The organism is uncultured Tessaracoccus sp., assembly GCF_947286155.1.
Taxonomy (GTDB): domain Bacteria; phylum Actinomycetota; class Actinomycetes; order Propionibacteriales; family Propionibacteriaceae; genus Arachnia.
Map to the genome: position 1 here is coordinate 1 of NZ_CAMYPD010000031.1, position 13083 is coordinate 13083.

A 13083-nucleotide genomic window follows, 5' to 3' on the forward strand; every position below is an offset into this window, starting at 1 on the left:
GCTTGTAAGGCAGATGCTCTAACCAACTGAGCTATGCGCCCGGAACCGAGCACACTCTAGTGCCTCTTGGGCTGCCTCGCCACTCGTCGGCTTTAGCTCCTTGCCGCAAGGCAGTAGCCTGGCCGAGGTGACGTCGAGAGGAAGGCACATGGACGAGGAACCGCGCAGGCCACGCCGGGCCATGCCCGATTCCTTCGACGACGAGGACCTTCCGAACGCAGGTGGCGCCCGTCGGGCACTCCCCGACGACGCCAGTGATCATCCCGTCGACCGTCGAGCCCTCGTCGCAATCATCATTGCAGTGATGCTCGTACTCGTCGTAGGCTGCGCATACCTGCTCTTCGGAGCCCGGAACAGCGCGCAGCCCGATCCGACGCCACAACCCTCCGCGTCGGCGCGGCCCAGCCCATCAGCACCGAGCCCTTCCCCCACACCAGATCCACCCGGAGTGGAAGAAGTAGTGGACGACACCACCATCACGCTCCCCCACGACTGGGAGTTGTACCACGATGAACTGACGGAGGGAGACCGTCGGCTCATTCGCGCCAAGGACGCGACGGGTGACGTGCGCATTCAGGTGGCGACGCTGACCTCCATCGACGCGGACATCGCAGCCGCCTGCAGCCTCCTCGTCGCAGACCAAAGCGCCGGCTACACCGTTGACTTTCGGATTGATCCCCAGCCGGTGGCAGTCTCAGGAGCAGCACACGCCGTGGTGTGCGGCTACGTCGGGGCGAAGGAACAGGAGCAAGCCACCAGCGTAAGATTCACGCTCATTCGGCGTGATGCCGACGAACACACCCTCGTGGTACGCACGACCCGACCGCAAGCGTCGAGCGCATCAAACGACGCCTTGACGGATGCGGCAGCAATGACCTGCGAGGCATCGCGAACCTTCAAGCACCCACTCGCGTTGTGCTGAGCTAGCCCTCCGGCTGCCCCGGGTGGCGCGTGAGGTGATCCGCAACGGACCTCAGCTTCCACCACCATTGCTCATACGGGCGCTGGTTGTCCCAGTCCATCCCCTCCAACACGCGTCGTGCGGGCGCCATAATGCCGTCGACGCCACTCTCAGCCGCAGCGTATTCCGTCTTGCCGTGTTGCAGTTGATCGTCCAGCCAAGCAATGGCGTGGTAGGCGAGCCTGGTTGCGTTCACTCGGTCGAACGGCGACGGCACCCCGCCTTGCTGAATATGCCCGACGATGGCCTGGCGCACCGAGAACAAGCCATGCCCTTCCGCCTCAAACATCTTCGCGATGACGTCGGAGGTGTAGTGTTCGCTGGTCTCCTCGCCCATGACAGCCAGGTAGAACGTGCGCCCGGTTTCGAACGCATCGACGAGCGCCTCGATATCCTCAGCGAGTTGCTGCAGCGACACCCCCGTCTCGGGCAGGTACGACTTCTCGGCACCTCCTGCGATGCCGCCCATGAGCGGCAGGAATCCGCAGGTGCGCCCCATCGTCTCGACGACGAACGCACGCTTGCTCGCCGATGCCGACATGCGCACCATATCGATGGAGTCCACGACGGTGTTGAGCGCCGTATCCGAGCCCACAGCCATGTTCCACGACGGCAAGTTGTTATCGATCGAGGCTGGCAACAGGGCGATCGGAATGTTGAACGCAGGATAACGGTGGCGTTCCCGTTCCATCATGTTGACCGTCGCGTAGGCGTGGAAGCCACCCGAGATGAGCAGCGCATCGATCGCGTGCTCCTCAAGCTGACGCGCCATCGGATATAGGTCGGCTTCCGTCGGAATATACCGTCTGGTACCGAACTGAGCGCCGCCAAGATGAGCCATACCCTCGACATCGCTCCAGTGGACCTCTCCGATCTTGCCCGAGATCAGCCCCGGAATGCCGCCGCGAATAGCGAACATCGAATAACCGAGGTCAAGACCAGTCCGCACGGCGACGCGGTCAATCTGATTCATGCCTGGAGCCAACGCGCCGGCATGCATGACAGCGACGCGCTTGCCGCGAAGCTCAGTGACAGTAGGTTCCGCCTCAATGAGTGTGCGGTAAATGTCGATCATCGTCGCGAACCCCGCTCCACGGCTCGCAATCGCCCGGGCGTAGTCGCCCTCACGCACGTAGTCGGCGATCGCACGGGTGGCGACCACGTCGTCCATCAAATGGCGGCGCACCACCTTGTCGCCTTGCACTCCCACGAGCACAGGCTCGGCATCCTCGTGGAGTTCGAGCACCGCCTGCACAGCCTCCACGCCACAGGCGGAGGCCATCCAGCGGTCATACGCCGACGGTTTCCCGCCTCGCTGTACGTGCCCGAGGATGGTGATGCGGGGTTGCTCTCCGGTGCGCTCCGCAATGACTTGTTGAATACGCTGGGCGGAGATGGGCTCCCCTGCGCGGTCCTTGGCGCCTTCCGCAACAACAATGATGGAGTCACGCCGTCCGGCAGAGCGGGCGCGTTCGAGCACCTGCACCATGCGTTCTTCCCAGCCCTCTCGGGGCGGGCTTTCTGGCAAGAAGGTGTAGTCAGCACCGCCCGAGATGGTGGTCATGAGCGCGAGATAGCCGCAGTTGCGCCCCATCACCTCGATGATGAATGTGCGACGGTGCGACTCCGCCGTCGCCGAAATTGCGTCAATGGTCTCGGTGATGCGGTGCATGGCCGAGTCGGTGCCGACGGTCATGTCGGTGCCCACCATGTCGTTGTCGATGGAGCCGACGATGCCCGCCATGCGCAGATGACGATGACGATCACCCAACGCCCGGTCGATCTCGCCAGCAGCCACCAGGGAATCGAGCATGTCCGACCAGCAGAGCTTCAGCTCGCGAGCACCGGTGAGGGAGCCGTCGCCACCGATCACGATCAGACGGTCGATACCGTTGGTGACGAGGTTCTTCACCACCTCGCGCTGCCCAGCTTCCGTACGCATCTCGGTGCAGCGCGCCGTACCGATGACCGTGCCGCCCTTACCGAGGATGCCGGAAACGTCCCGCCAATGCATGCGCGTGATGTGCTCGCCACCTTCGTAGGCGCCCTGCCAACCCTCGCGGATGGCGAAGACTTCCACGCCCTCGCGAATGGCTGCGCGCGTGATGGCACGCACCGCGGCATTCATGCCCTGCGCGTCCCCTCCTGACGTCAGTACACCGATACGGGGAGCGCAGGGAGCAGTCACTTGCGGCTACCCTTCGGTCGAACCACCTTCGTCGCGAGCCAATCCTCGGCGACGTTCGCCGTCGACGTGAGGCTCAGCCCTGCGATGGTCACGCCCTCCTGGACGGAAGCCGCATCGATGTACCCCTGACGCCCAACCTTGGGAGTCAGCAGCCAGATGTAACCGTCGTCGGCCAAATCTGGCATTGCATCGACGAGGCCGTCGACGACGTCACCGTCATCGTCGCGCCACCAGAGGATAACGACATCGACAGCTTCGAGAGCTTCCTCGACCATGTCGGCGTCAATGATGTCCATGATGTCGTCACGAAGATCTTGGTCGACATCCTCGTCCCAGCCGAGTTCTTGGACAACCATGTCGGTATTCAGCCCCAGCAGCTCTGCGCCGGTGACTGCTTCGGATCCGTGCTCCTTGCCTTTTGTGATAACCACGCCCCTAGCCTGCCAGATCACGGGGCCGGCTTCCATCACCCCACCCGAAAAGGGAGATTTAGGGCATGCGGCGACGCACGAGGGGCCACCCATCATCATGGGCAGCCCCTCGTAGCGTTATGGAGAGTGAGCAGATCAGGCGTCGCCCCCGGCGTTGCCAGATTCGCCGGCCGTGACATCTTGGATCCGGTACTGCTCCGCAGCGCGCTGCGGCCAGTCGGCAGGCACCTCACCCGCAGCGGCAAGGCGCTGCAGCACGCGTACCGCGATGGAGGGACCGTCGATGTTGAAGTAGCGACGGGCTGCCGCACGCGTATCGGAGAATCCGAACTCATCGCAGCCGAGTACGGAGTAGTCGCGAGGCACCCAGGGCCGAATCAGGTCGGGCAGCATCGTCGAGAAGTCGGTGCTGGCCACGATCGGGCCCTCGGTGTCGGCGAGCTTCTGCTCCACCCAGGTGCGCTCGTCGTTGCTGGGATCATTGAATTTCTTCTTGTCCAGCTCCACGCCTTCGCGACGCAGCTCACCCCACGAGGTGACCGACCAGACGTCGGCGACCACGCCGAAGTCACGCTTCAACAGCTCCTGCGCTTCGAGACCCCACGGAGCCGCGACGCCGGAGACCAGAATCTGGGCACGACGTGCGTTCTCGTCGACCCCGTCGAAGCTGCCCGGGCTCAACAGGTACATGCCGCGCAGGACGCCCTCGACGTCGAGATTCTCAGGCTCCTTGGGCTGCTGAATGGGCTCGTTGTACACCGTGAGGTAGTACATGACGTCTTCGGGGTTCTCCCCGTACATGCGTTCCAAGCCCCGGCGCACAATGTGTGCGGTCTCGTAGGAGTAGGCCGGATCGTATGCGACGACCGCCGGGTTCGTGGCCGCGAGCAGTGGGGAATGGCCGTCCATGTGCTGCGTGCCCTCGCCAGTCAGCGTGGTGCGTCCAGCCGTCGCGCCGATCAGGAAGCCGCGAGCGAGCTGGTCGGCGGCAGCCCACATGGCGTCGCCGGTGCGCTGGAAACCGAACATGGAGTAGAACACGTAGATCGGCACCATGGGCTCGTTGTGCGTTGCGTACGAGCTGCCGGCTGCAGTGAAGGCCGCAACGGAGCCTGCCTCGTTAATACCGGTGTGAAGGATCTGGCCGTCCTTCGCCTCTCGGTAGCTGAGGAACAACTCGTGGTCAACCGGTACGTAGTTCTGGCCGTGCGGGTTGTAGATCTTGATCGTTGGGAAGAAGGCGTCCATGCCGAAGGTGCGCGCCTCGTCGGGGATGATGGGCACGACGCGAGACGCGAACTCTTTGTCTCGCATGAGGTCCTTCAGCAGGCGGACGAACGCCATGGTCGTCGCCACTTCCTGCTTGCCCGAACCCTTGCGAGCGGCTTCGTACGCCTTGTCGCCAGGCAAGGAGATGAACTTACGGTCGCCGCGACGCTCAGGCAGGTAGCCACCCAGCTCGCGACGCCGCTCCTGGAGGTACTTGATGCGGTCGTCGTCCTGACCGGGGTGGTAGTAGGGCGGCAGGTACGGGTCGGATTCGAGTTGCTCGTCGGAGATAGGCAGCTGCACCCGGTCGCGGAGATTCTTGAGATCGTCCAGCGCCAGCTTCTTCATCTGGTGCGTGGCGTTACGGCCAGCGAAGTGCTTACCCAGGAAGTAGCCCTTAATGGTGTGGGCGAGGATGACCGTCGGTGCGCCGGTGAACTCGGTGGCAGCCTTGTAGGCGGCGTAGACCTTCTGGTAGTCGTGGCCCCCGCGTGAGAGGCGCCACACGTCCTCGTCGCTCCAATCCTTCACCATCGCGGCAGTGCGGGGATCGCGCTCGAAGAAATGTTTGCGCACGTAGGCGCCGTCGTTGGCTTTGAAGGTCTGGAAGTCGCCGTCGGTGACGGAGTTCATGAGGTTGAGCAGAGCGCCGTCGGTGTCGCCCGCGAGCAGCGGATCCCATCCGCGCCCCCACACCACCTTGATGACGTTCCAGCCCGCGCCGCGGAAGTAGGCCTCGAGCTCCTGGATGATCTTACCGTTACCGCGCACCGGGCCGTCGAGGCGCTGCAAGTTGCAGTTCACGACGAAAGTGAGGTTGTCCAGTTCCTCGTTGGCCGCCAGCTGGAGTGCGCCGCGCGATTCGGGCTCGTCCATCTCGCCGTCGCCGAGGAAAGCCCAGACGTGCTGCTGCGACGTGTCCTTGATGCCCCGGTTGTGCAGGTAGCGGTTGAACTGCGCCTGATAGATGGCGTTGATGGGGCCCAGGCCCATGGACACGGTCGGGAACTCCCAGAAATCTGGCTTCTGGCGCGGGTGCGGGTACGAGGGCAGGCCGCGCAGTTCACCGTCGACGTAGTGCGAGTGTTCCTGACGGAAGCCGTCGAGGTCGTCCTCGGTGAGGCGTCCGGCGAGGTAAGCGCGCGCGTACATGCCCGGGCTCGCGTGGCCTTGGAAGTAAATCTGGTCGCCGCCGCCTGGGTGATCCTTGCCGCGGAAGAAGTGGTTGAAACCGACCTCGTACAGCGTCGCCGACGACGCGAACGACGAGATGTGTCCTCCCACACCGATGCCGGGGCGCTGCGCGCGGTGCACCATGATGGCCGAGTTCCAGCGAAGGAGGCGACGGATGCCGCGCTCGAGGTCTTCGTCGCCGGGGAATTCTGGTTCCTTGTCTGCGGGGATGGTGTTGACGTAATCCGTGCCGACGAGCGACGGCACGCCGATCTGGCTCTCGCGTGCACGTTCGAGCAGTTTCAGCATCACGTACCGGGCCCGGTTGCGCCCGCCGTGCTCAATGACGGCATCGAGTGATTCCAGCCACTCCGCGGTTTCTTCAACGTCGGAGTCAGGCAGGTTCGTGGGTAGACCGTTGATGATCGGTCCTACATCGTGCGTCACGTTGAGTCCTCTCTACCGACGCAGCGGCGTCGTTCGCTACTTATCCACTCTCAGCGAGCCTAGCCTAAACCTCTGCCCAAACCGTCGCGTACGCTGTCGCCTATGGGGCTCGAGGTACGCGAAGCACACGTCGACGAATGGCAGCAGTACAAATCATTGCGTCTCGCGATGTTGAGCGACTCTCCACGAGCATTCGGGCACGCGCTGGATGAGGCGCGTGCGCAGCCTGACAAGTGGTGGCAGATTCGTACGAGTTCCCAGCTCATGCCGGATTCCGGTTGGTTCGTCGTGGCCGACACCGACGAGTGGTTCGGGCAGATGCTCACGCGTGATTTTGGAGCACGCGCATATCTGCTGGAGGTGTATCTCTCCCCCACGTTGCGTGGTTCCGGCTGGGCCAACCGGCTGCTCACCAAGGCCGAGCAATGGGCCAGCGCGCAGGGACACCGTCGGTTGTGGTTGGACGTGAACGAGCAGCAGGTGGCTGCCCGCAGGTTCTACGAGCGCGAAGGATTCGTGGCGACGGGCGAGCGCCAGCCGCACGAGTTGTTTCCCGAGGACTACGAACTCGAGATGGTCAAGGAGCTTCGCAGCTCGTAGCAGAAGATCGACGCGGCTGCGGCGACGTTGAGGGAGTCGATACCGTCCGCCATCGGGATGCGTGCCCGGACGTCAGCCGCACGCTGCCAATGCTCCGGCAGGCCATGGCCTTCGTTACCCAGCACGACGGCGATCTTGCCGTAGCGAGGCACCTCGTCGAGGGTGATCGAATCGTCAGCCAGAGTTGCCGCCACGAGGCGGAATCCCGCGTCCTGGATACGCCGAAGGTCAGCCATGTCGTCATCCATACGTCGCCACGGAAGCTGCAGCGCCGCACCCATCGACGCCTTAATGGCGCGGCGGTACAGCGGGTCGGCGCATGTTTCGCTCACGACGATGCCTCCCCACCCCAGTGCTGCGCCGATCCGCAACAGGGACCCAACGTTCCAGTGGTCGACGAGGCCCTCGGCGACGATGATGCGGTCGGTGCGCAAGAGCGTCGCCCAGTCGACGGGTGCGGGACGGTGGAACGTGGCGAGCGCGCCGCGGTGCACGTGGAAGCCGCTCACCTGCTCGATCATCGCCTCGGATGCGATGAAGCAGGGCGCGTCCGTGGTGGCCAGCACATCGTCGAGTTTGGCGCGCCACCGCTCGGTGAGCAGGAAGGCGCTCGGAGTCAAGCCCGCTTCCCAAGCACGGTGAATGATCTTGTCGCCTTCTGCCACGAACAGCCCGCGTTCGGCCTCGAGTTTGGTTCGCAGTTGCGAATCGCGCAGGCTCGCGAACTCGGCGAGGCGTGGGTCGTGGACATCGTCGACAGGGATGATCATGTGGCCCCACAGTACAACTCCGCCTCGCATGAGAGGCGCGGAGGACGGAGACCCCGCAATCTTGACCGTTATCCTCCACGTGCGTGATGTGACCCCCTGATTCGGGCACTTCTTGGCCGCGTGTGGAGGATAACGGTCACTTTTCGTGATAGCCGGTCTACGTGATGCCGATGACAATGCGTGGCGTATTGGTGTGGTCTGTGGTGCGAGGTAGAGTTTCCAGCCGTGTCTTCTGCTGGCTTTGAGCACCTCTCCCCCGCATATCCACAGCGGGCGGCTTGGGGTACCGCGCAGAGTTTGCGCGCCTGGCAGGCAGAAGCGCTCAAGCTCTATCACGAGCAAGCACCGCAAGATTTCCTGACCGTCGCAACCCCCGGCGCGGGCAAGACCACCTTCGCGCTCCGCGTTGCGAAAGACCTCCTCGAACGACGCGAAATCAAGCGCATCATCGTTGTTGCCCCCACCGAACACCTCAAGGTGCAGTGGGCCGACGCCGCCGGCCGTGTGGGCATCCACCTCGACCCCGGTAACACCGCGAAACGTGGCCGCTCGAAGGAGTACGTCGGCTCCACCATGACCTACGCCGGCGTTGCTGTGCGCCCCTGGGTGTACGAGGGCATCTGTTTGAGCCAAGACACGCTCGTCATCCTCGACGAAGTGCATCACGCCGGCGACTCCCTCAGCTGGGGCGACGCGCTCACCGAGGCGTTTGGGTACGCCAAGCGCCGCCTCATGCTCACCGGCACGCCGTTTCGCTCCGACGACAACCCCATCCCGTTCGTCACGTACGACGAACTGCCCGACGGCACCCGCATGAGCCACGCCGACTACACCTACGGGTACGCCGATGCGCTGAAAGACAATGTCGTTCGCCCCGTCGTCTTCATGAACTACGGCGGCCCGATGCGTTGGCGCACGAAGGCCGGCGACGAGGTGGCCGCGAACCTCGGCGAGCCCCTCACCAAAGACCTCACCGCGCATGCCTGGCGCACCGCGCTCGACCCGAAGGGCGAATGGATCTCCGCCGTACTAGCGGCCGCCAATACGCGGCTGAGTGAGACCCGTCGGCACGTTCCCGACGCAGGCGGCCTCGTGATTGCATCCAACCAAACCACCGCCCGCGCTTACGCCCGCGTACTCGAATCGATCACCGACGAGAAACCCACTCTGGTGCTCTCCGACGAGGCGAAATCCTCGGAGCGCATCGACGAGTTCAGCGCCGGCGATAGCCGCTGGATGGTAGCCGTGCGCATGGTCTCCGAAGGTGTCGACGTGCCTCGGCTCGCGGTGGGCGTGTACGCCACGGCCACTCAGACGCCGCTGTTCTTCGCGCAGGCCGTCGGGCGCTTCGTCCGGCTGCGCCGTCGTGGCGAACTCGCGACGGTATTCCTGCCGACCGTGCCCATCATCCTTTCGCACGCCAGCTCGCTGGAACGCCAACGCGATCATGTGCTGGGCCGCCCCAAGAACGACGACGAGGCGCTGTGGAGCGAATCCGAGGCCGAGATGGCCGAGGCGAATCGCACCGAGAACGCAACGGATGAGCTCCTTGGCAGCTTCGAGGCGATGGAGTCGAACGCGACGTTCGATCACGTCTTGTTCGATTCCCAGCAGTACGGGCTGTTCGCCGAACCACAGTCGGCGGACGAACAGGAGTACCTGGGGTTGCCTGGCTTGCTCGATGCGGAGCAAGTCAGTGTGCTGCTGGCTGACCGTCAGCGTCGGCAGTTGCGCCGTCGGGAACGCCAAACCAAACGCAAGCCGGAAGTGGCGCTCCACCGGGCGATGGCGGATCGGCGCAAGAAACTGAACTCGTTGGTGTCCCAGTACGCGCGGCTGCGCAGCGTCCCGCACTCGCACGTGCACGCCGACCTTCGACGTCAGTGCGGCGGGCCACCGCTCGCCAAAGCTTCGAAGGATCAGGTGGAAGACCGCATCCGCATGATCAATGATTGGTTATCTGGCCGTCCAGATGGCCCGCGATAAGCTAGTTGAATGACTCCACCCAGCTCGAAGTCGACCGCGACGCCAGCCCCCTCGGTGAGGGGCAAGGCCGCGCTCATCAAGCGTTTCCGCGCTGTGAGCAGCGGCATCAATACCGCCGTGATCGCAGCCCTCGATGAGAATTACCCATGGTTCAAGGGGCTCGACGCCGATTCGCGCTCCTGGATTTCTATGGTGGCACGTACGGGCATCGACGGGTTCGTGAGCTGGTTCTCCGGGGAACACTTCGATCCAGAAACCATCTTCGAGGCAGCGCCCCGGCTCATGGCCCGGCGCATCAACCTCGGCCAGACGGTCGACCTGGTACGCACGACGACCACCGTCGTCGAGGAGCAAATCCGGGAGCTGCTGCCCCGCAATGATCGTCCGGCGCTTCAGGTGGCCATCCTCCAGTACACGCGTGAGGTGGCCTTCGCCGCCGCTGACGTGTACGCCCGTGCTGCCGAGGCCCGAGGCGCCTGGGATTCACGCATCGAAGCCTCCGTCATCGACGCCGTCGTCCGTGGAGAAACCGACGAATCCGTCATCTCTCGAGCGTCCACGCTCGGGTGGCACAACGACAACAAGGTAGTGGTGCTGGTTGCTACGGCCAAGCACGACGAGGGCATCGACCCGCTTCGACGCGCCAGCGCCAAAGCCGGGTTCGACCTGCTCGCGACGGTGCAGGGCGAGCGCCTCGTGTGCATCATGGGTGGCCAGACGGTCACCACACCGGTGGAAACCGCGCGAGCCGTCGAACCGCTCATCGAGCACTTTGGCAACGGGCCCATCATCATTGGCCCCATCGTCCCTTCGCTCGCCGACGCCAGCCGCTCCGCGCGGGAGGCTGCGTCGGGGTATCGTGCCGCCCGAGCCTGGCCCGAGGGGCCGCGCATCATGCTGTCATCCGATTTGCTGCCTGAGCGGGCACTCGCAGGCGACGGCCACGCCCGCCGCGCGCTGGGCGTCGACCTGTACGAACAGCTGGATGCCCACCACGACCTGCTGGAGACGGTCGTCAATTTCCTCGACCACGGCTCATCCATGGAAGCCACCGCACGCGCCATGTACGTGCACCCCAACACCGTGCGCTATCGCTTGAAGCGCATCACGGAGATCACCGGCTACAACCCTTCCAACGCCCGTGAGGCCTACATCTTGCGCATGGCTGTCACTCTGGGGCGGCTACACACGAAACACCAGTGACTATTAGGAACTGCACAACTCCTCCACGCCGAGAACCGCGATTTTCCACACCGCTTTGTGGGCTCTCCACAAATCACGCGGTTGTATTTTCGTGTCGGTCACTGCGCTTTCCAAGCGGTGTGATCAGGCAGAGTGAATGACGTGTTAGCAATCGTTGCGCCTGGTCAAGGCGCCCAGAAACCCGGGTTCCTTGCCCCTTGGCTCGAGAACGACATCTTCGCGTCGACGCTCGCCGAGTTCTCCGAGGCCACCCAACTGGACCTTGCCCACCTCGGCACCAATGCCGACGAGGAAGCCATCCGCGACACGGCCGTCGCGCAACCACTCCTCGTCGCTGCCGCGCTCGCCGCCGCACGCGCGCTCGACGCCGAACCAGGTCTCGTCGCTGGCCACTCCGTCGGAGAGCTCGCCGCCCTGGCGCTCGCTGGCATTATCACCGACACCGAAGCCGCAGCCTTGGTGGCAGTCCGCGGGCGAGCTATGGCCGAAGCGGCCGCACAGCGCCCAACCGGCATGACCGCCGTCGTGGGAGGCAATGCTGACGAGGTGCTCGCCGCCATCGAGTCCGCGGGGCTGACCCCTGCGAACCACAACGGCGCCGGGCAGATCGTGGCTGCGGGCACCGTCGAGCAGCTCGAGGCCCTGGCCGAGCACCCGCCGCATCGCGCCAGGCTCATGCCGCTTGCCGTCGCCGGCGCGTTCCACACGGTGCATATGCAGCCAGCTGTCGAGGCCCTTGCACATGCCGCTGCCCAGATTCAGCCCCAACAACCCCGCGTCACGGTGTTGTCCAACCGCGACGGAGCCTCCGTCACCGACGGTGTCGACGCACTCGAGCGCATCGTGCAGCAAGTTGCGCATCCGGTGCGCTGGGACCAGTGCATGGACACCATGCGAACGCTCGGGGTCACCGGAATCCTGGAACTCACCCCAGCCGGAACCCTCACCCGCATCGCCAAGCGCAATCTTCGCGACGCAGAGGTTTTTGATCTCAACACCCCTGACCAACTCGACGATGCTCGCGCCTTCGCACAGGCCCACCACCGCTGAGGAGCTCATCATGACTATCACCATCCCTCAGGGATCGCAGTACAGCCGCATCATGTCGATTGGCGGCGCCCGACCGAGCCGCGTCGTGACGAACGAAGAGATGTGCACGATGATCGACTCCACGCCGGAGTGGATCGAACAGCGCACCGGCATCACGCAGCGACGCTGGGTCGGCGAGGGCGAAGACGCGCTCACCCTCGCTGAAGCGGCATCGACGAAGGCCCTCGCCCGCGCGAACGTCGCCCCTGACGACATCGACACGCTCATCGTGTCGACGGTGTCCCACTACGTCCAGACCCCGTCGATGGCGGCCATCCTCGCCGACAAGCTCGGCATGTCGAATCCTGCTGTCTTCGACATCTCTGCAGCCTGCGCCGGCTTCAGCTACGCCCTCGCCATCGCCGATTCCCTCGTACGCGCCGGCACCGCGAAGCACGTACTCATCGTCGGTTCCGAGGTGCTGAGTGAGTACACCGACATCGCCGACCGCAGCACCGCGTTCTTGTTTGGCGACGGAGCCGGCGCCGCAGTGGTGGGCCCGAGCGATACCCCCGCGATCGGCCCAACGGTGTGGGGCTCGGACCCTGCCGCACGCCAGGTGATCGAAATCGACGACTGGCGCAACACCGACCGTCACCCGTACATCCACATGGAGGGACGCGCTGTCTTTCGCTGGGCGACGACCGTCATCGCTGAGAAAGCCAAAGAGGCCCTCGCGCGCAGCGGTGTCACCGCAGACGAACTCGACGTGTTCATCCCCCACCAGGCGAACAACCGGATCACCGATTCGATGTTGCGCCACCTAGGGCTCCCCGACGATGTTGTTGTTGCCCGAGACATCGTCGACATGGGAAATACGTCCGCGGCATCCATCCCGCTGGCGATCGAGGCCCTGCTGGAATCCGGGCAGGCCACGAGCGGGCAGACCGCACTCATCATCGGTTTCGGGGCGGGTCTGGTCTTCGGAGGCCAGGTCATTACCCTGCCGTGAACGTTGCACAACCA

Annotated in this window: 10 protein-coding genes; 6 read left to right on the forward strand and 4 right to left on the reverse strand. The window is 64.3% G+C overall.

Features of this window, described 5'->3' with window-relative positions; genetic code table 11:
* Positions 1-148 precede the first annotated feature (148 nt).
* On the forward strand, positions 149-922 hold the full coding sequence (locus tag Q0X68_RS08780) for a hypothetical protein (protein WP_297750414.1): 774 nt from the start codon (positions 149-151) through the stop codon (positions 920-922).
* 1 nt (position 923) lies between these two features.
* Here the strand turns inward: Q0X68_RS08780 and Q0X68_RS08785 are convergent, their stop codons facing one another.
* From Q0X68_RS08785 to aceE, 3 genes are all read right to left on the reverse strand, one after another.
* A complete protein-coding gene (locus Q0X68_RS08785) occupies positions 924-3149 on the reverse strand; it encodes a 6-phosphofructokinase (RefSeq protein ID WP_297750417.1) in 2226 nt (741 codons plus the stop codon).
* A complete protein-coding gene (locus Q0X68_RS08790) occupies positions 3146-3580 on the reverse strand; it encodes a DUF3052 domain-containing protein (protein ID WP_297750419.1) in 435 nt (144 codons plus the stop codon). Before Q0X68_RS08790 ends, Q0X68_RS08785 begins: the two co-directional genes overlap by 4 nt.
* A gap of 135 nt (positions 3581-3715) precedes the next feature.
* Entirely contained in the window at positions 3716-6469 is a 2754-nt protein-coding gene (gene aceE, locus Q0X68_RS08795; RefSeq protein WP_297750421.1) for a pyruvate dehydrogenase (acetyl-transferring), homodimeric type, read from the reverse strand.
* Positions 6470-6571: 102 nt separating this feature from the next.
* Here aceE and Q0X68_RS08800 point away from each other — a divergent pair, with 102 nt between their 5' ends.
* Positions 6572-7069: an N-acetyltransferase gene (locus tag Q0X68_RS08800; RefSeq protein WP_297750424.1), complete on the forward strand. Its 498-nt coding sequence runs from the start codon at positions 6572-6574 to the stop codon at positions 7067-7069.
* Here the strand turns inward: Q0X68_RS08800 and Q0X68_RS08805 are convergent.
* Positions 7030-7839, reverse strand: coding sequence for an RNA methyltransferase (locus Q0X68_RS08805; protein ID WP_297750427.1), 810 nt, complete (start codon positions 7837-7839; stop codon positions 7030-7032). The genes Q0X68_RS08800 and Q0X68_RS08805 overlap by 40 nt on opposite strands.
* A 225-nt stretch (positions 7840-8064) precedes the next feature.
* Here Q0X68_RS08805 and Q0X68_RS08810 point away from each other — a divergent pair, with 225 nt between their 5' ends.
* From Q0X68_RS08810 to Q0X68_RS08825, 4 genes are all read left to right on the forward strand, one after another.
* A complete protein-coding gene (locus Q0X68_RS08810) occupies positions 8065-9825 on the forward strand; it encodes a DEAD/DEAH box helicase (RefSeq protein ID WP_297750430.1) in 1761 nt (586 codons plus the stop codon).
* Positions 9826-9834: 9 nt separating this feature from the next.
* Positions 9835-11028, forward strand: a complete 1194-nt coding sequence (locus Q0X68_RS08815; RefSeq protein ID WP_297750433.1) for a CdaR family transcriptional regulator — start codon at positions 9835-9837, stop codon at positions 11026-11028.
* Between the two features lie 141 nt (positions 11029-11169).
* A complete protein-coding gene (locus tag Q0X68_RS08820) occupies positions 11170-12078 on the forward strand; it encodes an ACP S-malonyltransferase (protein WP_297750438.1) in 909 nt (302 codons plus the stop codon).
* Positions 12079-12088: 10 nt separating this feature from the next.
* Positions 12089-13069: a beta-ketoacyl-ACP synthase III gene (locus tag Q0X68_RS08825; protein WP_297750440.1), complete on the forward strand. Its 981-nt coding sequence runs from the start codon at positions 12089-12091 to the stop codon at positions 13067-13069.
* Positions 13070-13083 lie beyond the last annotated feature (14 nt).

Coding starts and splice junctions, on each gene's coding strand:
- Q0X68_RS08780 (WP_297750414.1), top strand. CDS start 149: ATGGACGAGGAACCGCGCAGGCCACGCCGGGCCATGCCCGATTCCTTC.
- Q0X68_RS08800 (WP_297750424.1), top strand. CDS start 6,572: ATGGGGCTCGAGGTACGCGAAGCACACGTCGACGAATGGCAGCAGTAC.
- Q0X68_RS08805 (WP_297750427.1), bottom strand. CDS start 7,839: ATGATCATCCCTGTCGACGATGTCCACGACCCACGCCTCGCCGAGTTC.
- Q0X68_RS08815 (WP_297750433.1), top strand. CDS start 9,835: ATGACTCCACCCAGCTCGAAGTCGACCGCGACGCCAGCCCCCTCGGTG.
- Q0X68_RS08825 (WP_297750440.1), top strand. CDS start 12,089: ATGACTATCACCATCCCTCAGGGATCGCAGTACAGCCGCATCATGTCG.